The 25877-nt window shown below is 32.1% G+C and carries 19 protein-coding genes; 11 read left to right on the top strand and 8 right to left on the bottom strand.

Going from position 1 to position 25877, the window contains the following annotated elements; translation table 11 throughout:
• Positions 1-93 precede the first annotated feature (93 nt).
• From SLH33_RS06830 to SLH33_RS06815, 4 genes are all read left to right on the top strand, one after another.
• Positions 94-3129, top strand: a complete 3036-nt coding sequence (locus SLH33_RS06830; RefSeq protein ID WP_320418337.1) for a leucine--tRNA ligase — start codon at positions 94-96, stop codon at positions 3127-3129.
• A gap of 120 nt (positions 3130-3249) precedes the next feature.
• A complete protein-coding gene (locus SLH33_RS06825) occupies positions 3250-4449 on the top strand; it encodes a GNAT family N-acetyltransferase (RefSeq protein ID WP_320418336.1) in 1200 nt (399 codons plus the stop codon).
• Between the two features lie 35 nt (positions 4450-4484).
• On the top strand, positions 4485-5354 hold the full coding sequence (locus SLH33_RS06820) for an acyl-CoA thioesterase II (RefSeq protein WP_320418335.1): 870 nt from the start codon (positions 4485-4487) through the stop codon (positions 5352-5354).
• A 7-nt stretch (positions 5355-5361) separates the two neighbouring features.
• Entirely contained in the window at positions 5362-5703 is a 342-nt protein-coding gene (locus tag SLH33_RS06815; RefSeq protein ID WP_320418334.1) for an SdpI family protein, read from the top strand.
• Positions 5704-5705: 2 nt separating this feature from the next.
• Here the strand turns inward: SLH33_RS06815 and SLH33_RS06810 are convergent, their stop codons facing one another.
• Positions 5706-6383 (bottom strand): SCO family protein, encoded by a 678-nt coding sequence (locus tag SLH33_RS06810; protein WP_320418333.1) that lies wholly within the window; start codon positions 6381-6383, stop codon positions 5706-5708.
• A 178-nt stretch (positions 6384-6561) separates the two neighbouring features.
• Between SLH33_RS06810 and rseP the strand changes: the two genes are divergently transcribed.
• Positions 6562-7908, top strand: coding sequence for an RIP metalloprotease RseP (gene rseP / locus SLH33_RS06805; protein WP_320418332.1), 1347 nt, complete (start codon positions 6562-6564; stop codon positions 7906-7908).
• A 67-nt stretch (positions 7909-7975) separates the two neighbouring features.
• Here the strand turns inward: rseP and SLH33_RS06800 are convergent, their stop codons facing one another.
• The 6 genes from SLH33_RS06800 to SLH33_RS06775 all read right to left on the bottom strand — a co-directional run bounded on the left by SLH33_RS06800 (position 7976) and on the right by SLH33_RS06775 (position 18375).
• Positions 7976-8344, bottom strand: a complete 369-nt coding sequence (locus tag SLH33_RS06800) for a hypothetical protein (protein ID WP_320418331.1) — start codon at positions 8342-8344, stop codon at positions 7976-7978.
• An 82-nt stretch (positions 8345-8426) separates the two neighbouring features.
• Positions 8427-9707 carry a HAMP domain-containing sensor histidine kinase gene (locus SLH33_RS06795; RefSeq protein WP_320418330.1) on the bottom strand — a complete coding sequence of 427 codons (1281 nt, stop codon included), beginning with the start codon at positions 9705-9707 and terminating at the stop codon, positions 8427-8429.
• Entirely contained in the window at positions 9704-10381 is a 678-nt protein-coding gene (locus tag SLH33_RS06790; RefSeq protein WP_320418329.1) for a response regulator transcription factor, read from the bottom strand. The genes SLH33_RS06795 and SLH33_RS06790 overlap by 4 nt, the downstream gene beginning before the upstream one ends.
• A gap of 26 nt (positions 10382-10407) precedes the next feature.
• Positions 10408-12267, bottom strand: a complete 1860-nt coding sequence (locus SLH33_RS06785) for an ABC-F family ATP-binding cassette domain-containing protein (RefSeq protein WP_320418328.1) — start codon at positions 12265-12267, stop codon at positions 10408-10410.
• A gap of 110 nt (positions 12268-12377) precedes the next feature.
• A complete protein-coding gene (locus SLH33_RS06780) occupies positions 12378-15044 on the bottom strand; it encodes a GEVED domain-containing protein (RefSeq protein ID WP_320418327.1) in 2667 nt (888 codons plus the stop codon).
• A gap of 280 nt (positions 15045-15324) precedes the next feature.
• Positions 15325-18375: a M4 family metallopeptidase gene (locus tag SLH33_RS06775; protein WP_320418326.1), complete on the bottom strand. Its 3051-nt coding sequence runs from the start codon at positions 18373-18375 to the stop codon at positions 15325-15327.
• A gap of 218 nt (positions 18376-18593) precedes the next feature.
• Between SLH33_RS06775 and SLH33_RS06770 the strand changes: the two genes are divergently transcribed.
• The 6 genes from SLH33_RS06770 to SLH33_RS06745 all read left to right on the top strand — a co-directional run bounded on the left by SLH33_RS06770 (position 18594) and on the right by SLH33_RS06745 (position 25327).
• Entirely contained in the window at positions 18594-20252 is a 1659-nt protein-coding gene (locus tag SLH33_RS06770) for an ABC transporter ATP-binding protein (protein WP_320418325.1), read from the top strand.
• Positions 20253-20315: 63 nt separating this feature from the next.
• Positions 20316-21332, top strand: coding sequence for a sugar phosphate nucleotidyltransferase (locus SLH33_RS06765; protein ID WP_320418324.1), 1017 nt, complete (start codon positions 20316-20318; stop codon positions 21330-21332).
• A gap of 46 nt (positions 21333-21378) precedes the next feature.
• On the top strand, positions 21379-22290 hold the full coding sequence (locus tag SLH33_RS06760; protein WP_320418323.1) for a tetratricopeptide repeat protein: 912 nt from the start codon (positions 21379-21381) through the stop codon (positions 22288-22290).
• Positions 22291-23061 carry a DUF4292 domain-containing protein gene (locus tag SLH33_RS06755; protein WP_320418322.1) on the top strand — a complete coding sequence of 257 codons (771 nt, stop codon included), beginning with the start codon at positions 22291-22293 and terminating at the stop codon, positions 23059-23061. It begins immediately after the preceding gene.
• Positions 23061-24272 carry a murein hydrolase activator EnvC family protein gene (locus tag SLH33_RS06750; RefSeq protein WP_320418321.1) on the top strand — a complete coding sequence of 404 codons (1212 nt, stop codon included), beginning with the start codon at positions 23061-23063 and terminating at the stop codon, positions 24270-24272. Before SLH33_RS06755 ends, SLH33_RS06750 begins: the two co-directional genes overlap by 1 nt.
• Positions 24272-25327, top strand: coding sequence for an AI-2E family transporter (locus tag SLH33_RS06745; protein ID WP_320418320.1), 1056 nt, complete (start codon positions 24272-24274; stop codon positions 25325-25327). Before SLH33_RS06750 ends, SLH33_RS06745 begins: the two co-directional genes overlap by 1 nt.
• On the opposite strand, the gene SLH33_RS06740 is transcribed toward SLH33_RS06745, so the two are convergent.
• The gene (locus SLH33_RS06740) at positions 25317-25829 is read right to left on the bottom strand and encodes an acyl-CoA thioesterase (RefSeq protein ID WP_320418319.1); all 513 of its coding nucleotides are present in this window, start codon (positions 25827-25829) and stop codon (positions 25317-25319) included. The genes SLH33_RS06745 and SLH33_RS06740 overlap by 11 nt on opposite strands.
• Positions 25830-25877 lie beyond the last annotated feature (48 nt).

The following is a 25877-nucleotide window of genomic DNA, read 5'->3' as shown; positions in this document are numbered from 1 at the left end:
ATTGAGCGTAGTCTAAATGAAAGTGAAGCAATCTCAATAAAAAGATTACTTCGTCATTTCAATCCTCGTAATGACTGAAATCAAAATAAAACAATGCAATACAATCACCGAGAAATCGAGAAAAAATGGCAAGAATACTGGGCAAAAAATCAAACATTTAAAGCCAGTAACCAATCAGATAAACCAAAATATTATGTGTTAGACATGTTCCCATATCCATCAGGAGCAGGTTTACATGTGGGGCATCCATTGGGGTATATTGCCAGTGATATTTATGCGCGTTACAAGCGCCATCAAGGATTTAATGTATTGCATCCACAAGGGTATGATAGTTTTGGATTACCTGCAGAACAATATGCGATTCAAACAGGGCAACATCCTGCAATTACTACCGAAACCAATATTGCTACCTATAGAAAACAGTTAGATAAAATCGGATTTTCGTTCGATTGGTCTCGTGAAGTGCGTACGTCAAACCCAGAATATTATAAGTGGACACAGTGGATTTTCATCCAATTGTTCAACTCTTGGTACAATAAAGATACTGATAAAGCTGAAGACATTTCAACTTTGGTTGCTAAGTTTGAAGCTGAAGGAAATGCAAACGTAAATGCTGTTTGCGATGAAGATATTAGTACGTTTTCTGCGGATGAGTGGAAAGGCTTTTCATCAGCAAAACAACAAGAAATTTTATTACAATATCGTTTAACTTATTTGTCAGATACCGAGGTAAACTGGTGTCCTGCCTTAGGAACCGTTTTAGCGAATGATGAAATTGTAAATGGAGTTTCTGAACGTGGAGGTCATCCGGTAGTTCGTAAAAAAATGACCCAATGGTCAATGCGAATTACAGCCTATGCGCAACGTTTGTTAGACGGATTAGATACCATCGATTGGCCACAACCATTAAAAGACAGTCAAACCAACTGGATTGGTCGTTCGCAAGGAGCAATGGTTTCGTTTGATGTAGATGGTCATGATGCTAAAATTGACGTGTTTACTACACGTCCTGATACTATTTATGGAGTAAGTTTTATGACGTTGGCTCCAGAACACGAATTAGTAGCTAAAATTACTACTGATGCACAGCGTGAAGCTGTTGAAGCATACGTAGATGCAACTTCTAAACGTTCGGAGCGTGATAGATTAGCCGATGTAAAAACTATTTCTGGAGTGTTTACCGGTGCGTATGCATTGCATCCGTTTACGGGCAAACAAGTACCAATTTGGATTGGTGATTACGTGTTAGCAAGCTACGGAACAGGTGCGGTTATGGCGGTTCCATGTGGCGATCAACGTGATTATGATTTTGCTAAACACTTCGGATTAGAAATCCCTAACATTTTTGAAGGTGTTGATATTTCTGAAGAAGCATTTGCCGATAAAGAAAAAACCGTATTGTCGAATTCTGATTTCTTAAACGGATTAAACTATAAAAAAGGAATGAAAACCGTGATCTATGAACTAGAAAAACGCGGTTTTGGTTACGGAAAAATAAACTATCGTTTACGTGATGCAGTATTTAGTCGTCAGCGTTATTGGGGTGAACCATTCCCAGTGTATTACAAAGACGGAATGCCGCAAATGATTGATACAAAGCATTTACCAATTGTGTTACCAGAAGTAGAAAAGTATTTACCTACCGAAGATGGTAAGCCACCATTAGGAAACGCTGAGGTTTGGGCTTGGGACGTTGAGAAGAATCAAGTAGTTTCTAATGAATTAATAAATCACACGAGTGTGTTTCCATTAGAACTAAACACCATGCCAGGGTGGGCAGGAAGTTCTTGGTACTTTAACCGTTATATGGATGCAGGAAATACTGAAGAATTTGCCAGTAAAGAAGCGTTAAACTACTGGAAAGAAGTTGATTTATACATTGGGGGTTCTGAGCACGCAACAGGCCACTTGTTATATGCACGTTTTTGGCAAAAATTCTTGTATGATTTAGGGATGGTTCCTGTAGATGAGTTTGCTAAAAAATTGATCAACCAAGGTATGATTTTAGGTACGAGTGCTTATGTTGATGTGATAAAATTATCTTTTTGGGATAAAGAAGGAGCTCAGCTTGGTAGTTATGAATTTGAAACTCTTATAAGTCACGGTATATCAGAATTTTATAAGAATAACTTTAGAAAGATTCAGGATTACTTTATTAAAGATAAAATCCACCAAGAATCTATTTTAAATTCATTTGATGATGAAGAAAGATTAAACTTTTTTTACTTAACAAAAAGATTTGAAGAAATTTGTAAAAAATACGATTGTGAATTTCCTCATTACAATTTACCATTTCCAATAAGACCTGTATCTGTTGATGTGAATCTAGTATCTAGTAATGATGAAATTAAAGAAGGTAGAATTCAAGATGTTATGAATTTTACAAAAACGTATAATTTAATTACCGAAAGAGATTCAAGTTTTAAAAAACTCGTTCGAGAAGTCGAAAAAATGTCCAAGTCGAAGTACAATGTTGTAAATCCAGATCAGATTTGTGAAGAATATGGTGCTGATAGTTTACGTTTGTTTGAAATGTTCTTAGGCCCGTTAGAGCAATACAAACCTTGGAAAACATCAGGTATTTCGGGTGTGCATTCGTTCTTAAAAAAGCTTTGGAAATTATACCACAACGGTGATGTTTTTGAAATTTCTGATGCAGAACCAACTAAAGATGAGTTAAAAACCTTACATAAAACCATCAAAAAAGTAGAAGAAGATATTGAGAATTTCTCGTTCAACACGTCAGTTTCTACCTTTATGATTGCGGCTAACGAATTATCAGCATTAAAATGTAACAAACGTGCTATTTTAGAGCCATTGTTAGTGTTAATTTCTCCGTATGCACCGCATATTGCTGAGGAATTATGGAGCAAGTTAGGTAATGAGGAATCAATTGCGTTTGCGACGTTCCCTAAGTTTGAGGAAAAATATTTAGTAGAGTCAGAAAAAGAGTATCCGGTATCGTTTAATGGTAAAATGCGATTCAAGATCAATTTACCGTTAGATTTAAGTAAAGATGATATTGAAAAAGCAGTAATGGCTCATGAAAAAACACAACAACAATTACAAGGACGTACACCTAAAAAAGTAATTATTGTTCCGGGTAAAATTATCAATATTGTAGGATAATTATATCAAACACAAATTAAAAACACTGTAATAGCTTATATTACAGTGTTTTTTGTTTTTTTATTATCATTTGTAAAGTTTTAGTATTTTACCGACAAATTAGGGGTTATTTTATCACAATTGGACTTTTGTAAGAATCACATTAATGCTCGCTATTTTACTTCGGTTGAGGAAATACCCGAAGAAATTTGGCATCAGTTAGACTGTACACACAGTGTGTATTTCAGTCCAAAATACCTATCAGTAATTGCTAAAAATCACCCAAAAATTCAATTTTTTTATCTGGTTTTATTTGATGAGCAAAACCTAGCAAAAGCTTTCGCTACTATTCAAATTATAGATTTTTATTTAGACCGTGTTCAAAACAATTTTCAAAGTTTAATTAACAGAATCAAATGTTTTGGTAGAAGTTTAGGCATCATTTCTCCTGAAAAACCATTTAAAATCCTTACTTGCGGAAATACATTTGTAAGTGGAGAGCATGGTATTTTTATAAAAAATGACCAAGACAAACCAAAAGTACTGAACGAACTAGCAAAATCATTGGTCAATTTTGTAAATACCGATAAAAAGCTACGAAAACAAATCAGTGCATTTATGCTTAAAGATTTTATCAAAGAATCTTTAGTGATTTCAGATGAATTGCATGAGTGTAAATACAGTTCGTTCAATGTTGAACCTAATATGATTATGCAAGTAGATACTGATTGGAATGATTTTAATGATTATCTATCTGCAATGAAAACCAAGTTCCGTGTAAAGGCAAAAAAAGCCATTGAAAGAAGTTGTTTTCTAGAAGTAGTTTCTGTAGATGAAAACACTTTACAAACATACAAAAATGAAATGCAAGAGTTATACAACAATGTATGTACAAAAGCAGGGTTTAATCTAGGTGAGTTTTCTATTGACACGTTTAAAGAACTAAAGAAAAACTTAGGTAAAGATTATATTGTGCAAGCCTATTTCTTAAATTCTCATCTAGTTGGTTTTTTATCTGGGATGATAAATAATCAAACATTAGATGCTCATTTTGTAGGCATTGATTATCAATATAACAGAGAATATGCTATTTACCAACGTATGTTGTATGATTATGTGCAAATAGCCATTGAAAGAGACCTGAAAACCATTAATTTTGGAAGAACCGCCAGCGAGATAAAAAGTTCGGTAGGAGCACAACCACAAGATCTAACTATTTATTTACGACATAAAAACACTATTTCTAACAAAATTTTGGGCATGTTCATTCATAAATTACAACCTACTCCATTCCGACAAAACTTTCCGTTTAAAGTTAAAAATTTGGTGCAGCAAACGTAAAGGGGTATCTTTACGTTTCGATAAAAATGACCCTAATGAAAGATGCAAAAGAATTACTAGAAATTCTTACACTTGATAATATAGGTAACAACAATTTTAACGGAGAAAGTAAGGATATTGGTAGTCCAAATGTTTTTGGAGGACAAGTATTAGCACAAGCGTTAAATGCTGCCTATAGAACTATACCTAAACAACGTATTTTACATTCGCTACACGCATATTTCTTAGAAGCAGGAAATTTAAATTTACCTATTACCTATAGTGTGCAAACTATTAGAGATGGAGGAAGCTTTTCTACCAGAAGGGTAACTGCGCATCAACAAGAGAAAACCATTTTTATTTTAGCTTGTTCTTTTCATAAACAAGAAGAAGGATATGAACATCAAGTAGAAATGAAAAAGGAAATTAAACAACCAGAAGAATTATTAAGTTGGACTGATATGTTGAATCAGTTTGGTGATTTTTTGCCTCAAAAAACCAAAGAATTCTTAGCTATAGAGCGCCCAATTGATTTTAAACCTTTACATGTTCCTAATCCGCTTGAAAGAAAGGATTTACCACCAGTTGTTGATGTTTGGTTTAAGTTAAAAGGAGAAGCTAAAGGATTGGATTTAGCCATAAAACAACAGGTGTTAACATATATATCAGATTATAATATTCTTACGGCTTGTTTAAATCCGAATGCAAGTGTGGCTAGCTTTGGCAATACACAAATGGCAAGTTTAGATCATTCTATGTGGTTTTATAGAGATTTTGATTTTGATGATTGGTTGTTGTTTTCAATTGAAAGTCCAAATACATTTGGTGCAAGAGGTTTTGCACGAGGAAATATTTTTACTAGAGATGGTAAGCTTGTAGCATCTGTAGCACAAGAAGGATTAATGAGGCCCATAAAAAAGAAATAAAATATATATGAACCCATACTACTATGTATTATCTGTAAACGGATTGTTATTTATATTTAGTTTAATATTTTACTTTTTCCCTCCGAAAAAGATCAATTATTTATATGGTTACAGAACTTCGAGAACCATGAAAAATGAAGATATCTGGAAGTTTGCTAATACGGTTTTTACCAAACAGTTTTTAATTTATTCTGCTATTTCATTAATAGCTGCACTCGCTTTAGCATATATAAACCCTAAAGTTACATGGCAACCCATGGCTATACTACTGCTTTCTTTAGCCGTTTCAGTTATAAAAACAGAACAAGCTATAAATGTTCATTTTGATAAAGACGGAGAAAGGAAATAACGCTATTTAGCGTATTCTTTCTTTAGCAATTCAATATCTGTAATAATCTTTTGCATGTTTTCTTTCTTGGTACCATCATAGGAACCACGAATACGTCTGTCTTTATCAATTAAAACAAAATTTTCAGTATGAATAAAATCATCTTCATCTCCAGTTCCTTCATCTAAAACAGCAAAATAACTCTTACGAGCTAAATCATAGATGTGTTTTTTGTCTCCAGTGGTAACATTCCATTTTCCGTCAATAACACCTTTAGCATCAGCATATGCGCGTAAAACAGGTACACTATCCATAACCGGAGTAACAGAGTGTGATAAAAACATAACTTCATCATCATTCTTAAAATGCTCTTGTAATTCGCTCATGTTGTATGCCATGGCAATGCATATAGTTTGACAACGAGTAAAGAAAAAATCAGCTACATAAATCTTTCCATCATAATTTTTATTAGTGATAACCTCACCATTTTGATTGATGAGTTTAAAATCACCTACGGTATGATTTTTAGTTTTATTTCTAACAGATTCATCAACTAATTTAGGGTTGACATCTGCAGGATTGTAAATTGGTAATTTATCTTCTGTTTTAACCAAATGGTAAAAAACAGGCACTCCTACAATGGTAAAAAGGAGTAAAAACAAAAAAGTATTTCTAGATTTTTTAAAGAATTTTAAATCCATAGTATTTGTATATATACTGCAAAAATACGGCTTAAAAAGAGGAGAATAAAATGACAAATGTCAAATTATATCTAAAATCTATGTTAAATGAAGTGTTTTGAAATACAAAGCATTTTTACAACTGTATTGAAAAACGTACATTTGCTCGATTAAAGAAATTTTAGATACAATACCCTTTATGGAAATAGTAATAAAAGCATCACAATTTATTTTAAGTTTATCGCTCTTAATTGTTTTACACGAACTTGGGCATTTTATTCCGGCTAAATTATTTAAAACCAAAGTAGAGAAGTTCTACTTGTTTTTTGATTACAAATTCTCATTATTTAAGAAGAAAATTGGAGAAACTGTATATGGTATTGGTTGGATACCTTTAGGGGGTTACGTGAAGATTGCTGGTATGATTGATGAAAGTATGGATACTGAGCAAATGAAACAACCTGCACAACCTTGGGAATTTAGATCTAAACCCGCGTGGCAACGCTTAATAATTATGTTAGGTGGAGTGATAGTAAATTTTGTATTAGGTTGGTTGATTTATGTGTTTTTAATGTGGGGATATGGAGAAAGATATTTACCTAATGAAAATGTAAAAGATGGTATTTGGGCTCAAGATGAATTAGCTACCGATTTAGGTTTGCAAACTGGAGATAAAATTGTATCAATAGATGGAAAGAAGATTGAGAAATTTGATCAATTACCTATTGAATTTATTAATGGAAATAGCTATACTATTGAAAGAAATGGAGAAAAGATAGAAAAAGAAATTCCTGTAGATTTTATTTCTAAAATTGTAGATAGAGGTAAAGAAGCGGGGAGTTTTATATCACTTAGATATCCATTTATGATAGGTCAAATCCCTAAAGAATCATTAAATGCTGAATCAGGATTAAAATCAAAAGATTTAATAATTTCTGTTGGCGAAACACCTGTTAAGTATTTTGATCAAGCTGAAGCTATTTTGCAACAGTATAAAGGACAAAAAACAACTATTAAGGTTTTAAGAGATGGTAATGAGGTTAGTGTACCTATTACAGTCTCTCAAGAAGGAAAATTAGAAATTGTACCGGGATCTGTTTCAGGTAAAGATTTGGAAAAACTAGGATATTATCAATTAGCCGATAAAAAATATTCTTTTGCAGAAGCTGTACCAGCAGGAACACATAAAGCATGGAACACGTTAACTAGTTATGTTAAGCAATTAAAGAAAATCTTTAACCCTAGCACAGGTGCATATAAAGGTTTAGGAGGTTTTATTTCAATTGGAAGTATATTTCCATCTGAATGGAGCGCTCAAACTTTTTGGAGTATTACAGCCTTTTTATCAATTATGTTAGGTTTTATGAACTTATTACCTATTCCAGCTTTAGATGGAGGACATGTAATGTTTACGCTTTGGGAAATGATTACTGGTAAAAAACCAAGTGATAAGTTTTTAGAATATGCTCAAATTATAGGGTTTATATTGTTATTAACTCTACTAATATTTGCAAATGGAAATGATATTTTTAAGCTTTTTAAGTAAAAAAATTATTATAAAAAAAACATCAGCACTTGCTGATGTTTTTTTTATATGCGAAATCTACTATATACTATAGTGCGCTATATAATTCTTTTTTATATTTATTTAGTAAAGACTTTGCAATTCCTAAGTTTGCTTTTTCAGAATCTATTGCTAAATAAGTAAAATAAGAACCACTAGGAGCTACATTAATAATGTGTACTTGTTTTCCTAAAGTAATAGTTATATCTTCTATAGATTCTTTAAGGTTTAATGCTTTTATTGCATTTAATTTAGCTTTTACAACTTCTAAGTTATATGCAGATGCTAATTCTGGCTCAAATCCGTTTACAGCAGCAGAATCATAAGCAACTCCGGTTTCAATTTCAGTTACAGATACTCCTAAAAAACCATCAATGCTTTTAATGTTTTCTTTGAATGTGTTTAAAATTTCTTTCATTTTTTGTCTCCTTTAATTTGTTTTTTTTTCAGGGCAAAAATGAAATGAAAATCTGGAGAGAATCTGTAGATTTTTTTTATAACTAAATAATTTGCTTATAAACAAAAAAGATACTAATGGTATGCCAGTTACCCTCGTTTTTATAAGCTAAGTAAAAATTGTAATAAGAAATGATTTTCTTTACAAGAAACAGTCCTAATCCTGTAGAATTTAAATTATTGGTAGGTTTGCTAAATCTATTAAACAATTTTAGTTTTGATATTTCTAAAGGTTTTCCTGTATTTTTTATAACAAAAGATTTATCTGTAATTTCAATAATAATTTCTCCTTCTTTTATATTATGTTTTATAGCATTACTAATTAAATTGTTGAATAAAAGATCTGCCAAAGTTTCATTTAATAAAAGCTGTGGATTAAAATCAAATTTTGTGGTAATGTTAATACCTTTTAAGGTTAAAAGTTCTTCAAAATCTTCTATTTTTTCTCGGATAAAATCTGCTAAAAATATTTCTGAATTTTCTACAAATTGATTGTTATCAATTTTTGTTAAAATTGATAGATTTTTGTTTAATCTAGACAACCTACCTGTAGATTCATGAATTTTAGCTAAGGCTATTATATGATCTTGAGTAAGTGTTTTATCTTGTATTAATAACTCTATTTTATTTTTAATAATGGCTAAAGGAGTTTGTATTTCATGTGTTACATTTTCTGTATACTCTTTTAATGCTACATAATCTTTTTCAACTTTTGTTGTCATTTTTTCTATTGATGAATTTAAAGAATTAAACTCATCTACAATAGTTGAACTGAGTTGTAAAGGATCAGGGTTTTTAACATTATAAAACTGTAATTGTGAAAGTGTTTGATAAAATGGTTTCCAAATAACTTTAGATATAAAGTTGGTAAGAAATACCATGGTAACAAAGAATAAAAGTAAAATAGCTAAAAAGATTACTAAAACCCCTTTTACTAAGTTTTGCTGTGATAGTAAAGATTTTGTGATACTTATTATATAATCTTGTCCTTTAATTTTTTTATAAAACGTTATTTTTCTATGGTTTAATAATTTTTTCTCATACATACTGTACATAACAGTATCTTGAATAATGGTTGTAACTTGAGGTATATAGGTTGCTTTTTTTATGTGTATTTTATCTCCAATATTTAACATATACTTTGGTAGTACTTCATCATAAGTGTTTAGCTCATGTAATAACTCTTCCTTTTCTGCATATAATTTTTGATTAAATTCTTCATTAATAGTATATTTTATAATATAAAAAGCAAATATGCTTCCTAATATTGAAGCAGCTAGAATGCCCACAAAATAATATTGATTAGAAAGTTTTAGCAGTTTCATTCATCTGTAAATTTATAGCCTACTCCGTATACTGTTTGTATATAATCTTTTCCTTTTTTTAAGATGATTTTTTTTCGAAGGTTTTTAAGGTGTGAATAAATAAAATCATAAGAATCTGCCATATCCATTTCATCTCCCCATAAATGTTCTGCTATAGAGCTTTTGGTAATTACTCTGTGTAAATTGGTGATAAAATACAGTAATAAATCATATTCTTTTTTTGTCAGTTTTAAAAACTCATTATTTACTTTTACTGTTCTGTCATCTGGAAAAACTTCAATTTCATTAAAAATAATAGAGTTTTGTGCTTTAAAACTTCTTCTTCTAATAATAGATTTAATCCTAGCGTTAAGTTCTACTAGATCAAAAGGTTTGGTAAGGTAATCATCTGCTCCTATTTCCAGTCCATATATTTTATCATCTAATGCATGTTTTGCTGAAACAATTATGATACCAGCATCCGATCTCATTTTCTTAAGCTGTTTAATGACTTCAAATCCTTTACCATCTGGCAAATTAATATCAACAATTAAACAATCGTATTCATAATCCCAGCTTTTTGTTTTTGCTTCTTGCAAATTATCTACCCATTCACATTGGTATCCTTCTTTTTGAAGGTAACTAATCATGGTTTCAGCTAATAAATGTTCATCTTCTACAATAAGAATTTTCATTGGTAATGAGTGGGGATTTTTAATTACTATTCTTCTAACTTCATAGATAATTCAAACCAACGCTCTTCTTTGGTTTCAATATCTTCAATTATTTTTTGAAGCTCAACGGATTTATCATTGATATCATCAGTTCTTATTTCACCATTGGCAAATTGTGTTTCTATCTCCTCCTTTTTCTTCTGAAGCTTTTCAATATCTTTTTCCAACAAACCATACTCACGCTTTTCATTATAGCTTAACCTTCCTTTTTGAGTTGTTTTAACGCGCTCTACTGGTTCTTTTTTATCTGTTGAAGGTTCTGGTTCTTTTGAGTCTTCATATGCTCTAAAATCAGAGTAATTTCCAGGAAAGTTTTCTACCACTCCATCGCCTCTAAAAACAAACAAACTATCTACAATTTTATCCATAAAATAACGATCGTGCGACACTACCATTAAATTACCCGGATAATCTAGTAAAAAATCTTCTAAAACGTTTAATGTTACTACATCTAAATCGTTGGTAGGCTCATCCAAAATTAAAAAGTTCGGATTCTGAATTAATACTGCACATAAGTACAAGCGTTTTTGTTCACCTCCACTTAGTTTTTCTACAAAATCGTGTTGCTTTTTTCTATCAAATAAAAAGCGTTCTAATAATTGAGAAGCTGATATTTTTCTTCCTTTGGTTAGCGGTATATACTCACCAAACTCTTTAATTACCTCAATTACCTTTTGTCCTTCTTTAATGGTAATTCCTTTTTGGGTGTAATAACCAAACTTTACGGTTTCCCCCACAACCACTTTTCCTCCATCTAAAGGAATTTTACCTGTTAAAATATTTAAAAAAGATGATTTCCCCGTTCCGTTTTTTCCAATAATACCAATGCGTTCTCCCTTTTTAAACACATAATCGAATCCGTCTAAAATAACCCTATCATCAAAATTCTTTTTTAGTTTGTGCAACTCCACAATCTTACTTCCTAGGCGTTCCATGTTAATTTCTAACTGAACTTCATGATCTTTTCTACGTTGATGTGCTTTTTGTTTGATTTCAAAAAAATCATCAATACGCGATTTTGACTTGGTGGTTCTTGCCTTGGGTTGGCGGCGCATCCATTCCAACTCTTTTTTAAATAAGCTTTTGGCCTTGCTTAAGTTTACTGCCTCTAAAGCTTGACGTTCTTCTTTATTTTGAAGATAATACGAGTAATTGCCTTTATATTTATATAATTGACCGTTTTCAAGTTCTATAATTTCATTACATACACGCTCTAAAAAATAACGATCGTGCGTAACCATAAACAACGTAATTTTCTCTTTAGCAAAAAAAGCTTCAAGCCACTCAATCATTTCTAAATCTAAATGGTTAGTGGGCTCATCTAAAATCAATAAATCGGGTTTATTGATTAAAATAATAGCTAACGCTAAACGCTTTTTTTGTCCACCAGATAATGTTCCTACTTTCTGACTTAAATCTTCTAATTTAAGCTTAGATAAAATCTGTTTGTATTGTGTTTCAAAATCCCATGCATTATGTTGTTCCATTAACTCAAAAGCTTGTTGATACGCTTCTGTATCATCAGGATTTTGCAATGCTTTTTCATACTGATGAATAATAGGTAAAATGGTACTTTCTGTAGAAAAAATGGTTTCTTCAATGGTTAAATCAGCATCAAACTTATGTTCTTGTGCTAAATAGGAAATAGTGATTCCTTTTCTGCTGACTACTTGTCCGCTATCAGGAGTATCAACTCCAGCAACGATGTTTAGAATTGATGTTTTTCCACTACCGTTTTTAGCAACAAAAGCTATTTTTTGATCTTTATTAATACCAAAAGAAAGATCTTCAAACAACACTCTTTCTCCGTAAGCTTTAGATATATTTTCTACTGTAAGGTAATTCATAGTTTTTATAATGAGATTCCTGCCTTTACAAGAATGACAAGGTTAACTGCAAAGAAACAAAAAAACCCGAGCATACACTCGGGTTTTCATTGGTTTTAAAAATGAAGGGCTTATTTTTTAACCAATTTGGTTGTTAATAATTTTTGTCCATCGTTAACTTCTAAAATGTACATACCTGTTTGTAATTTAGAAACATTAACATTAGTGTTGTCTAATCTACCTGCTTGTACAGATTGCCCTAAAGTATTTACAATTCTATAAGTAGCGTTTGAAGTATTACGTGTATTTAATTTTACTTGAACAAAACTAGTTGCTGGATTGGGATACGCCATAACATCTGATACTGCTTCGTTTCCTAATCTTGTAGCGCTTACATTGCTATTAAAAGAACGTGCTCCATTAGAAATATTAACTGTATAATCTTCTACTTCTCCATCTCCAAAGTTTTCACAAGCAGTTGATTTGCTGTTGTATTTCATAGATACACGCATTCTTGTATTACCTAATACTGCATTAGCTGGAACCACAACATCTGCTGATAAATTTCCTGCACTAGAAGATGATCCTGCTACTACTTCTTCACTTGATTCAAATGTTCCGTTTTGGTTGAAGTCAATCCAAATTGTAAAGAACTCTGTATAAGTGCTTCCGCTGAATCCTGCACTAAAAATAATTTGATTTGTAGTTCCTGGTGCTACGGTTGCTACCTTTGAAGTAAAGTCTCCATAACCTCCGTTTGCTGCAGAAGAATTAGTCATTCCTCCAAAAGATACATAATCAATCCACTCATAAGTAACTCTGCTTCCTGAAGACGCACAGTAGGTAACTTGATTGGTTAATGTTGTAAATGTAACAGAGCCTGCTCCTGACTCATTTCCTGCAGCGTCTTTAGCTCTTACAGAATACGTATAGCTAGTTGCAGCTGTTAAACCTGAAACATTTACAGAAGTTGATGTAGTTGATGTTACAAAAGTTGCCCCTCTATAAACATCATATCCTGTTACACCCACATTATCAGATGAAGCCGACCAAGATATAGTTGCTGAGGTTTGTGTTACGCTTGATACTGATACGTTACCTGGAGTTGTTGGTGCTTGTGTATCTGGCGTTCCTGCTCCAATAACCACAGTATAATCTTCAACCTCTCCGTAAGAAAATGTTTCACAAGATGTTGGCACACCATTATATTTCATAGAAACACGCATTCTAGTAGCTCCAGATAATGCGCTTGCAGGCACGGTAAAAGATCCTGAAACTGGAGTTGTTTTAGATGCTGTTCTAGTCCAAACTGTTTCTCCACTATCTGCAAAATCACCATCTTGGTTGTAATCAATAAATACTGCATAACCTTCATTATAAGTAGTACCAGTCCAATTTGGAGTAACGGTAATAGTTGCTGAAGCTGACTTAGCTAAAGTTGTTGATAATGAAGTATGATCAGAATATCCGTTTCCTCCTCCTGATGAATTATCAATAGCTCCTAATTGAACTCTTCCAATATATTCATCAGCTACACTATTTCCTTTAGAAGCACAGTAAGATACTGGTGCTGAACCTGTAGTTGTAACATTAATTGTAGATGATGCTCCTGCTCCTCCATCTGCACATTTAGCTGCTACTGATACTGAATATTGAGTTCCTGCTGTTAAACTAGAAACCGTACGAGAAGTTCCTGTAACATTTACTGTACTTCCACCAACAGTTACATCATACGATGCTGCTCCTGAAACTGCATTCCAAGAAACTGTAAATCCGTTATCTCCAACATTTGAAGATGCTAATCCTGTAGGTGCTGTTAATTCACAAGGAGTTCCAAATTTATCAGATAAAGCTAAGCTTCTACGAGAACCTCCTGCTTCTAAAACAGCACGCATTCTGTTTTTTTGTCCTGTTGTAAATAAGTTCATACAAGTATCATCCGAATAATCCATATAGTTTTCAACCATATCTTCAGATCCACAAGAAGTATGACCTGTTGCACAGCCATAATTTGCTGCATCAGATTCTGGTGTATCCGACACAAAATCATCTGCACCACAAGCACCATCACCCCAAATATGGCGTAAGTTTAAAAAGTGACCTACTTCATGGGTGGTTGTTCTTCCTTTATCAAAAGGAGCTGATAAGTAAAATCCTGATCCTTTATCTGAACTACCAAAGTATTGAGGACCCATTACAACTCCATCTGTAGAAGCACTACCTCCAGGAAATTGAGCGTATCCTAAAATACCTCCACCAATGTTACATACCCACATATTTAAATACTCTGAAGTATTCCATGGGTCTACACCTCCTTGTGAAGATTTTTTCATTGCATCGTTAGTTCCCCAAGATGTTGTACTAGAAGATTTTCTTGTAATACCTGTTGTTGGGTTTCCATTAGGATCAATAGTTGCTAATTGGAATTCAATTTGCGTATCTGCTGCTTGAGACCATTTACTGGTAGCATCAGCATTTGTTCTACGATAATCCTCATTTAAAACATCTAATTGTGATTGAATTTGAGCATTGCTAATGTTTTCATTTGCATTGCTATAAATAACATGAACAACAACAGGAATCGTAATAATTTGGCCATCAACTCTGGCTTGGTTACTTTCCATTTCTGCAACTCTTTGCTGAGTAAACGATTCAATTTGTTCCATTCTTTGTTGTAAAGTTGGGTCAAGGGATTGTCTATACTCAAGGTTTTCCATGGAGTGACAATTTCTTTTTTCCTGTGCATTTAAAACCACAGAAAAAAATAAGCATGTTAATGCTAGAGTAATTTTTTTCATGTAATGAAGGGTTTGTATTAGTACTATTTTAATTAACAAGCAAGAGTTATATCTTAAAAAACTCTTAATTTTTTGTTAATATCATGGCAAATATAAATTATTAATAATAAAAACAAAACATTCTGTTAATTTTTTAATAATAACACCAATTAAATACACTTAAATTTAAGTATTCTTACCTATAATTAATATATGATGAATATTCCATTATAAATACACTTAAAAAATAAAAAGCTCGGGTGTCAAAACCCGAGCTATACTATATTGTTAATCAGTTATTTTATTTTTTAATTAATTTTGTGGTCAATAATTTTTGTCCGTCATTAACTTCTAAAACATACATTCCTGTTTGTAATTGAGATATGTTAATATTTCCTGATTCTAATTTACCTTTTTGAACAGATTGACCTAAAGTATTAACAATTCTGTAAATAGCATTTACTGTATTACGAGCATTCAATTTTACTTGAACAAAAGTAGTTGCCGGATTTGGATACGCCATAACATCAGCCACAACTTCATTTCCTAAAGTATCGGCTGCATCAGCTCCAAATGTTTGAACTACTGTTCCTCCGCTTGTAATATTCACTGTATAATCTTCAACCTCTCCATAAGTAAATGATTCACAAGCTGTTTGTGCGCTATTGTACTTCATAGATACTCTCATTCTTGTAGATCCTAAAACAGCATCCGTTGGAACCGTTATATCTGCTGTTAAATTTCCTGAACTTGATGATGATCCAGTAACTACTTTTTCTGTATCGGCAAAGGTACCGTCTTGGTTAAAATCTATCCATACAGCCCAATATTCTGTGTATGATGAGCTACCAAACCCTGCGCTAATTACTATTTGACTAGTTGAACCAGCAGAAACCGTAGCAACTTGACTTGTGTAATCTGCATATCCTCCATCATTTCCTGTTGTGTTTGTCATTCCTCCAAAAGCAACATAATCAATCCATTCATAAGACGAATTATTTCCATTTGATGAACAATATGAAACTTGACCTCCTGAAGTGGTAAAAGTAACTGATCCTGACGCTGATTCATTTGCAGCAGCATCTACAGCAGTAACTGAAAATGTATATGCAGTTGATGCTGTTAAACCTGTAATATTAGCAGAAGTACCAGTTACTGTACCAATATTAGTCGATCCTTGGTAAACATTATATCCTGTAACTCCTACATTATCTGAAGAAGCAGACCAAGACAATGTTGCAGATGTTTGAGTGATACTAGATGCTGTTACATTTGTTGGTGCAGATGGTGCTTGTGTGTCACCTCCTCCAGTACCTCCTCCTTCAATACAGAAAGTAGTAGATTGAGATGATGAAAAACTTCCTCCACTAACAATTACTCCTTCTGATCCTGTTAGAGTATACGATCCGTTTCCGTATGAACAGCAAATACCATCACCATAAGCATCGCTAATTGTAAAAGTATAATCATCTGCTGCTAAAGCACTAAAAGTAACGTTTACTGTTGACCCGTCTGGGTTAGAAGATGAATAGCTAGCTGAATCAACAGTTGCTCCGCTTGAATCTTTTAAAGTCCATGAAGTTTCTTCCGGATAGTTATCAAAAGTTATACTTAAAGTAACATCACCTGTATGACAGACATCAGATCCACCTCCACCATTATATGCTGACCCAATACCAACAGCATAAAAAGCATCTGTAGTAGCAATTACTTCTGGGCTATCTTCTCCATATAAATCAATAGCTGCTTGAATTCCGCCTGTTCTTGCATCAGCATATTGTGAGTTTGATGATAAATACACACTCTCTAAACGATATGCAATAGCTGCGGCTTTTGCTATACCTATACCGGCAATGTTAAAAGAACCTCCATTATCATTACTTCCAGAACCTCCAACGGTTAATCTATAAAACCAGTGATTTAATACACCGGAGTTATAATGAACTCCACCATTATCTCCCGATCCAGAATACCAATTTGTTCCTTGGTAGGTGTCTGGTTGACTATGTGCATTTGGATTTGACATAGAGCGAATTGGTCCTCCAATTTCATCTCCAATCAACCAAATTGCAGCATCTGGTGCTAAGTCATTTCCATTTCCTTTAGCAAAATGTTCTACTGCTGCTGCCCAAATATCTGAAAATCCTTCGTTCATTGCTCCTGATTCATATGAATACACTAAATCTGCCGTATAAGTACAAACCGCATGACCAATTTCATGAGCTGCCACATCTATAGAGGTTAATGGTGAAAAACTTGTTCCGTCTCCATAGGTCATTACACTACCATTCCAAAATGCGTTATCTTGACTTGGATAACCATACTCAACTAAATCAAAATGCACATAACTCTTAATAGCTGCTCCACTGCCATTGAAACTATTTCTTCCAAATACTTGATTAAAATAGTCATAAGTCATTTCTGCTCCCCAATGAGCATCTAATGCTGCATTGTCTTTAGCTGCATTATTATGTTCTGCAGACGTCCAGTTATTATCATTATCTGTAAAATCAACAGCGCTATTGTAGTTAATTCCCATGTTCATATCATAGGTTTCAACTCCGTTACCACGGGTATTATCTCTTAATATATAATTACCTCCGCTTTGTGTTGTTTCAATAGACCTACTTCCACTGTATCTTGTAGCTGCACTACCGGTTACAAACATTTCTTCAAAATCAAAATCAACAGAATTTTCTTTCTTCTTTGATCCGTGGCTGTGCTCTCCTAAATGCTTAATAATTGCATTTTTAAAGAGAACCTCTCCTGTTTGAGCATCTACATAAATATAATCTCTACTAACTGGTTTAGTAGCATATACATCAAATTTATAGGCTAATCTCGCTTCAGATGTATTAGCAATTTCACCTGGTAACACTACTAATTCTCCTGATGGCTTTTTATAATTATCCATCAATTTGGCCTGCGCTGGTGATTGCCATAAATACTCTTGTGCTCCTACATCAGATAAAGCTCTTTGTAAAGCAGCATCTGCAGATAACGAAACTTTTGTGGGTACATTTTTAATTTTAAAGAAATCGCCATTAATAGACTTAACCTCACCGTTTTTACTATGAGATTTATAGGTTCCGAACTCAACTTTTATTCCTTTGTAATACTGTTGAAATTCTTCATGCCTATACCCTAATTTATCTGTTTTAGAGTCTTTTTTTCTTAATTCATCATTTGATGACATTCCTAAACGTTGAAACGCTTGAGTAGAACTTGTAACTTTTTCTGATCGATTAAAAGTTAACATTTTGGGTGCTTTTTTCTTTTCTTGTGCTGTTGCTGCAAAAGCAAAAGACAACGCTAATGAAAGGAAAAAACCATTGCGTAATTGTTTTTTCATGTAATGAAGGGTTTAAATTAATACTATAATATTCTCTTAAAATTTTATGTTTATACTTATCACTAAAAAAGAATATTATTACTAAAATGTCTTAATTTTTTATAAAGACAACAACAAATATAGTTTTTTATTAAACATAAAATTAATATTTTGTTTTATTGATGAATTTTTTTCATTTTTAAAATCAAGGTATAATTTCTTATTTTTGATACTTATTTATGATTAAAGTATCTCATTTATCTGTTTCTTTTTCTCCAAACACTGTTGTAAATAACATTTCCTTTACAATACATAATAACAGTATACTAGGTGTTGTTGGTGAAAGTGGTAGCGGAAAATCTATTACCTCATTAGCTATTTTAGGATTGTTACCTAAAGCGGCTACAGTAGAAGGAGAAATTTTATTTAATGATAAAAATTTACTCTCTCTTTCTGAAAAAGAATTTCAAAAATTACGAGGCAATGACATTGCTATGATTTTTCAAGAACCGATGAGTTCTTTGAACCCGAGTTTAACATGCGGATTTCAAGTTGCTGAAATTTTAAAACAACACACAAACTTATCAGACACAGAAATACATGAAGAAGTTATTTCGCTTTTTAAAAAAGTAAAACTTCCTAGGCCTGAACAAATTTATAGTTCTTATCCTCATGAAATTAGTGGAGGGCAAAAACAACGCGTAATGATTGCTATGGCAATTGCTTGCAAACCTAAGTTACTCATTGCAGATGAGCCTACCACTGCTCTTGATGTTACTGTTCAAAAAGAAATCATACACTTACTCAAAGAGCTTCAACTAGAAACCAAAATGAGTATTCTTTTTATTACGCACGATTTAGGATTAGTTTCTGAAATTGCCAATAATGTTGTAGTAATGTATAAAGGAACTATTGTTGAACAAGGAAAAGCTGCTGACGTATTTTTACATCCTAAAGAGAATTATACCAAAGCGCTTATCAATTCCAAACCGCATTTGAATAAACGCTTAAAAAAGCTTCCAACAGTATCGGATTTTATTCATGATACCGTTGAAAGTGATTTATACACGGATGAAGATAGAGAGGCATTTCATCAAAAAATATACAATCAACCTCCACTTTTAGAAATTAAAAACCTTAAAAAAGAATATATTTCAGGTGGCAGTTGGTTTTCTAAAAAACAAATTGTCAAAGCTGTAAATGATGTTTCTTTTTCAATTCATGAAGGAGAAACCTTAGGTTTGGTTGGAGAATCCGGTTGTGGAAAAACCACATTAGGACGCACAATTTTACAATTAGAAAAAACTACGTCTGGTCACATTTTTTACAAAGGAAAAGATATTACTAAACTCAATAAATCAGATTTAAAATCTCTTAGAAAAGAAATTCAGATTATTTTTCAAGATCCTTTTTCTTCTCTAAACCCTAGAATTCCTGTGGGAAAAGCAATTTTAGAGCCTATGAAAGTTCATAAAATTCTTAATTCAGATAAAGAACGAAAAGAATATGTTTTAGATCTTTTGAAAAAAGTAGGATTAGAACCCGAGCATTTTTACCGTTATCCGCATGAATTTTCTGGCGGACAACGTCAACGTATTGGTATTGCACGCACTATAGCGTTACAACCAAAACTTATCATTTGTGACGAATCAGTTTCTGCATTAGATGTATCTGTACAAGCGCAAGTTTTGAATTTGTTAAACCAATTAAAATCAGAATTCAACTTTACGTATATTTTTATTTCGCATGATTTATCCGTAGTAAAATACATGTCAGATCAACTGATTGTGATGAACAAAGGAAAAATTGAAGAATTAGGAGATGCCGATGAAATTTATCAAAATCCAAAAACAGAATACACCCAAACCCTTATTAATGCCATTCCAAAAGGAATTTAACTTTTTCTCAATCCCTCAATTAATAGTATATTGCGTCTCTAAAAAGGATTAAAAAAAAAATACATGAAAATTATAGTACCAATGGCGGGGGTTGGTTCTCGTCTGCGTCCACATACACTTACTACACCCAAACCTTTAACTGTTATTGCCGGAAAAACCATTGTACAGCGTTTAGTTGAAGATATTAGCAAAGTTTTAGATGAAAAATTAGAAGAAATTGCTTTTATCATTGGTCCTGCTACTAAAGGTTTTCCTTCAAATACAAAAGATAAATTAATTGAAATAGCCAATAATTTAGGAGCTAAAGGCTCTGTATATGTGCAAGAAGAAGCCTTAGGTACGGCTCATGCTATTTACTGTGCTAAAGAATCATTAGGCGGCCCTTGTGTGGTTGCTTTTGCAGATACTCTGTTTAAAGCAGATTTTACCTTAGATGCCAAGGCAGATGGTGCTATTTGGGTAAAGCAAGTAGAAGACCCAAGTGCTTTTGGTGTTGTTAAATTAAAAGATGGAGTTATTACCGACTTTGTTGAAAAACCAAAAGAGTTTGTTTCTGACTTAGCTATTATTGGTATTTATTATTTCAAAGATGGCGATAAACTAAGAGAAGAAATTAAGCATTTAATTGATAATGATATTAAAGAAAACGGTGAGTTTCAACTAACCAATGTTTTAGAATCATTAAAACAACAGGGGGCAAAATTTGTTCCTGGTAAAGTAAATGCATGGATGGATTGTGGTAAGAAAGATCCAACTGTAGATACTAATAAACAAGTTTTAACTTTTGAACAACAAGCGGGTAACAATTTGGTTTCTGATGATGTAGTTTTAGAAAACTCAGAAATTATCCAACCTTGTTACATTGGTAAAAATGTAGTGTTGAAAAATTCAAAAATAGGCCCTTATGTTTCTATTGGAGAGAATAGTGTTGTTGAAAATTCTACCATTGTTAATTCTTTAATCCAAACAAATGTACACATCACCAATGCAAAATTAGATACCGCAATGATTGGAAATTTTGCTAAATTTAACGGAAACTTTACATCGGTTAGCATAGGTGATTATACTGAACTTACATAGAAATTTATTCAAAAAAAATAATTTAGAATTAGGAGCCAAAAATCTATTGTTTTTACTCTTAATTCTAACTTTTTCATTGCTAAATGCACAGGATAGTATTGTGCTGAAATCGGGTATTGAGGAAAAGAAAAAGTTAGATTTTCAAGAGTTTTTCTTTAAAGCAATTACAGAGAAAGCTATTAATAACCCTCAAAGAGCTATTGAAAATTTAGAAGAGTGTAACGCACTTATTCCAAATAACAAAGCCGTTCTTTTTGAACTTTCTAAAAATTACTATCAACTGAACAGAATTCCGGAAGCGGTTCAATTTGCCAAACAAGCATTAGCTTTAGAGCCTGATAACTTGTGGATTCAAGAACATTTGGTTTCTGCTTATAAAAGAGAGATGGATTTTGGAAATGCAATTTCTTTACAAAATAAAATAGCAGCAAAATATCCTAAGAAAAAGGAACAATTGGTTTTTTTACATATTCAAAATGGAGATTCAAACACAGCAAAACTTGTTTTAAATGAGTTGGCGGAAGCTAAATTATTAACACCCAGACTTAGAAACCTTCAAAAAAGATTGCTTCAAAAAGAAGAAAAAACTTCTAAGATTATTGAAAATAAACCTGTTGTGAATGGTTCTTTGCAAGATCAGTTTAAAAAGGACAGATCTTATAAAACTCTTACAGAACTGTTAAATAAATTGGATGAAGATAATAATCCGCAATTGTTAACGTATAGTGAACAAGGTATTGCTCTTTTTCCTGCACAACCTTTTGTGTACTTAATGAATGGTAAAGCGTTGAATAAAAAAAATGAGTTTAAAAAAGCTGTTGAAAGCCTACAAAACGGCATTGATTTTGTAATTGATGATGACGTTATGCAAAATCGGTTTTACTCAGAATTAGTTAAAGCTTACAAAGCGTTAAGAGATAGTAAAAACGCGATTAAATATCAGAAAAAATTAAAGTAAATGAAGTTTTTTAAATATATCTTTCTTATTGGATTAATAGGCTTTTCCTCATGTAAATCGAGTAAAAAAGCAGTGTCTGTAGTGGATATCAAACAAATGTCGGCACGAAAAGTGGCAAAAAAACACGTAGCTGCTAATTTTGATGAAAAAACAGTAGACGCTAAACTAAAAGTTAATTACAAAGATACCAAAGAAGATTTAGGTTTTTCAGTACGAATGTCTATTAAAAAAGATGAAGTTATTTGGCTTAAAGGTTCAAAAATAATTACCATTTTTAAAGCAAAAATAACACCTACTGCCGTGAGTTTTTATTCTCCTGTAAAGAAAAATTATTTTGAAGGTGATTTTACTATGTTAAAGAAATTATTGGGTACAGATATTAATTTTCAACAACTTCAAAATATGTTGTTAGGACAAGCTATTTTAGACGTAAAGTCAGCAAAACAAAACGTTGAAATTGCTGAAAAAGCATATCAATTATCACCCAAAGCACAAGCAAGTTTATTTGATATTTTTTATTGGATAAATCCTTCTCATTTTAAACTCAACAAGCAATCTTTGGTAAACGAGTTTAAAAATCAACGTTTAGATATTGCATATCCTTCATATATCAACAATAAAGGAGCATATTTTCCAAAGGAAATAAAAATAAGTGCTAAAGGAAAAAATAAATATACTCGTATAGATATGTCAATTAAATCTGTTGAATTTAACACCGCTTTATCTATGCCGTTTAAGATTCCGAGAGGTTATAAAGAAATTAAGTTATAATGAATAAAAAGCTTTTTTACATATCATTTTTGTGTTTCCTTTTTTCAGGCATGCTTGGATATGCCCAAACCAGAAAAGAGCTTGAAAATCGCCGTAAAAAGCTTAATAAGGAAATAGAAAAGGTTAACGACTTACTTTTTAAAACCAAAAAAGAAAAAACTAGTGCGTTAGATGATTTAAAAGATATCAATCAAAAAATTACGGTTAGAGAACGTTTAATTGAAACCATTGAATTAGAAACTAAAGAGTTATCAAAGGAAATAAAATCAAATGAACATAAATTAAACAAGCTTAACAATGAGCTTACGGTTTTAAAAGATGATTATGCTGATATGGTTGTAAAATCGTATAAAAGTAAATCACAACAAAGTAAAACCATGTTTTTACTGTCTTCAAAGAGTTTTTATCAAGCATACAAACGCTTGAAATACATGGAGCAGTATAAAAATTACCGTAAGAAGCAAGGTGAGGATATTGCTTTAAAATCGGATGAAATTCAAGCAGTTAATGATTCATTAAAAAAACAGAAAAAAGCAAAAGAGCTACTAATTACTTCTGAGCAAAAACAAAAAAAAGAAATTGAAGGAGATAAAAAAGAACAGGAAGGTTTAGTTAGTAAAATTAAAAAACAGGAAAGCAAGTATAAGCGAGAGCTAGAAAAGAAAATAAAAGAAGAAAAAGCACTTGCTAAAAAGATTGATAAGCTTATTAGAGATGCCATTGCCAAGGCAAACAAAGCAAAAAAGGGAAAAGCAAAAAAAGATGAGCTTTTACTTTCTGCAGAAGAAAAAACATTAAAAGCCAATTTTGAACAAAATAAAGGTAACTTACCTTGGCCGGTTAATGGATTAATTACACGTAAATTTGGAGTACAACCTCATCCTACTTTTAAAGGAATTACCATTAATAGTACTGGGTTACACATTCGAGGTAAATCTGGTGATAAGGCAAAAACTGTATTTAATGGTAAGGTTTTAGCAGTTCAATTATTATCTAAAGGAAGAAAAGCTGTGTTAGTACAACACGGAGATTATATTACCGCATACAATGGTTTAAAAGAAGTGTTTGTAAATGTGGGACAAAAAGTAAAAACAGGAGATGCTTTAGGTAAAATTTTTACGGATAAAGTTACCGGAAAAACTGATTTAGGCTTTGTATTGTTTAAAAACATTAATCGCTTAGATCCATCTGATTGGATAGAAAACAGATAATGAAAAACGCAACAAATTTTGTAATAGTTACTGCTGCTATCATTGCAGTTTTAGTAATAGGAAAAGGAATATTAATTCCGTTTATTTTTGCCTTTATATTCTGGTTTTTAACAAGAGAAATTAGAAAAACGATCTACCGTATACCTTTTGCAAAAAAAATCATCCCTAATTGGTTAAGTAACATTATTGTGTTTACACTTATCATTTTAGCCTTTGGATTTATTTCAGAAATTATAACCAATAGTATTGCTACGGTTACCTCATCATACAGTGAATATGAACCTAACATACAGATGATCATCAACAATCTGAACTCTTATTTACATGTTGATTTGATAAAATCTGTAAAATCTGTGGTGGGTGACTTTGATTATGGTACTGTTTTAGGTGAAGTAGCTAATGGTTTGAGTGGTTTGTTAGGAGATACTTTTATGATTGTAATTTATGCTCTTTTTATCTTTTTAGAAGAAACTAGTTTTATCAAGAAAATGCATAAGATCTTTGATAATTCTGATCGTTTTGATCAGTTACAATCTCTTTTTCAAAAGGTAGAATTTTCTATTACCAACTATTTACGTTTAAAAACCTATGTAAGTTTACTTACTGGTGTTTTAAGTTATTTGGTGTTGTTAATGGTAGGTATTGATAGCGCTCCTTTTTGGGCTTTTTTAATTTTTTTACTGAATTATATTCCTTCTATTGGTTCTTTAGTAGGAACTGCTTTTCCTGCCATATTCAGTTTAATTCAGTTTGGAGAATTCACTCCATTTTTAATTGTGTTAATTGCAGTAGGGTCAATTCAAGTAGTAGTAGGTAATGTTATTGAACCACGTATTTTTGGTAAATCTCTTAATTTAAGCCCTTTGGTAACTATTTTAGCATTAGCTATTTGGGGAAATATTTGGGGAATTACCGGTATGATTTTATCGGTTCCTATTACTGTAATTATGATTATTATATTTTCTCAATTTGATAAAACACGTCCTATTGCCATTCTCCTTTCAGAAAATGGGGAAATTGATGAGATAGGAAAAATTAAGAAATCTAGCTTGTAAACAACGCTTTAAGTTCTGTAGCTTCATTAGGCTTCATTCTACCTGCTAAAACTAAACTTAATTGCTTTCTACGTAAAGCTGCATCATAACGTTGTTTTTCAAGTTCTGTTTCAGCTTCTATTGGTGGAATTGGCACAGGCTTACCCGTTTCATCTACTGCTACAAAAGTGTAAATACCTTCATTAACTTTTGTTTTTTCTCCTGATTGGCGATCTTCTATCCAAACATCCACATACACTTCCATAGATGATTTAAAAGCTCTTGAAACCTTGGCTTCTATAGTAACTACACTACCTACAGGAACTGATTTTGAAAAAGCTACATGATTAACAGAAGCCGTTACAACTGTTCTTCTTGAATGACGGCGAGCAGCTATACTACAAGCTCTATCCATTCTTGCTAACAATTCCCCTCCAAAAAGATTATCTAAAAAATTGGTTTCACCTGGTAAAACTAAATCGGTAAGTACAGTTAATGATTCTTTTGGTGTTTTCGCTTTCATCCGTTAAATTTTGCGCAAAGATATGGATTCCCTTAAAAATAAAAGGCT

The sequence above is a fragment of the Tenacibaculum sp. IB213877 genome (genome assembly GCF_034043975.1).
GTDB lineage: Bacteria > Bacteroidota > Bacteroidia > Flavobacteriales > Flavobacteriaceae > Polaribacter.
This window is presented reverse-complemented; position numbering and strand designations above follow the sequence as displayed.

What these genes read in the sequence shown, in the direction of transcription:
- rseP (WP_320418332.1), top strand. Translation starts at nt 6,562, where the DNA reads ATGGAAATAGTAATAAAAGCATCACAATTTATTTTAAGTTTATCGCTC.
- SLH33_RS06750 (WP_320418321.1), top strand. Translation starts at nt 23,061, where the DNA reads ATGAATAAAAAGCTTTTTTACATATCATTTTTGTGTTTCCTTTTTTCA.
- SLH33_RS06810 (WP_320418333.1), bottom strand. Translation starts at nt 6,383, where the DNA reads ATGGATTTAAAATTCTTTAAAAAATCTAGAAATACTTTTTTGTTTTTA.
- SLH33_RS06780 (WP_320418327.1), bottom strand. Translation starts at nt 15,044, where the DNA reads ATGAAAAAAATTACTCTAGCATTAACATGCTTATTTTTTTCTGTGGTT.
- SLH33_RS06800 (WP_320418331.1), bottom strand. Translation starts at nt 8,344, where the DNA reads ATGAAAGAAATTTTAAACACATTCAAAGAAAACATTAAAAGCATTGAT.
- SLH33_RS06790 (WP_320418329.1), bottom strand. Translation starts at nt 10,381, where the DNA reads ATGAAAATTCTTATTGTAGAAGATGAACATTTATTAGCTGAAACCATG.
- SLH33_RS06765 (WP_320418324.1), top strand. Translation starts at nt 20,316, where the DNA reads ATGAAAATTATAGTACCAATGGCGGGGGTTGGTTCTCGTCTGCGTCCA.
- SLH33_RS06785 (WP_320418328.1), bottom strand. Translation starts at nt 12,267, where the DNA reads ATGAATTACCTTACAGTAGAAAATATATCTAAAGCTTACGGAGAAAGA.
- SLH33_RS06815 (WP_320418334.1), top strand. Translation starts at nt 5,362, where the DNA reads ATGAACCCATACTACTATGTATTATCTGTAAACGGATTGTTATTTATA.
- SLH33_RS06775 (WP_320418326.1), bottom strand. Translation starts at nt 18,375, where the DNA reads ATGAAAAAACAATTACGCAATGGTTTTTTCCTTTCATTAGCGTTGTCT.
- SLH33_RS06740 (WP_320418319.1), bottom strand. Translation starts at nt 25,829, where the DNA reads ATGAAAGCGAAAACACCAAAAGAATCATTAACTGTACTTACCGATTTA.
- SLH33_RS06795 (WP_320418330.1), bottom strand. Translation starts at nt 9,707, where the DNA reads ATGAAACTGCTAAAACTTTCTAATCAATATTATTTTGTGGGCATTCTA.
- SLH33_RS06755 (WP_320418322.1), top strand. Translation starts at nt 22,291, where the DNA reads ATGAAGTTTTTTAAATATATCTTTCTTATTGGATTAATAGGCTTTTCC.
- SLH33_RS06830 (WP_320418337.1), top strand. Translation starts at nt 94, where the DNA reads ATGCAATACAATCACCGAGAAATCGAGAAAAAATGGCAAGAATACTGG.
- SLH33_RS06770 (WP_320418325.1), top strand. Translation starts at nt 18,594, where the DNA reads ATGATTAAAGTATCTCATTTATCTGTTTCTTTTTCTCCAAACACTGTT.
- SLH33_RS06820 (WP_320418335.1), top strand. Translation starts at nt 4,485, where the DNA reads ATGAAAGATGCAAAAGAATTACTAGAAATTCTTACACTTGATAATATA.
- SLH33_RS06745 (WP_320418320.1), top strand. Translation starts at nt 24,272, where the DNA reads ATGAAAAACGCAACAAATTTTGTAATAGTTACTGCTGCTATCATTGCA.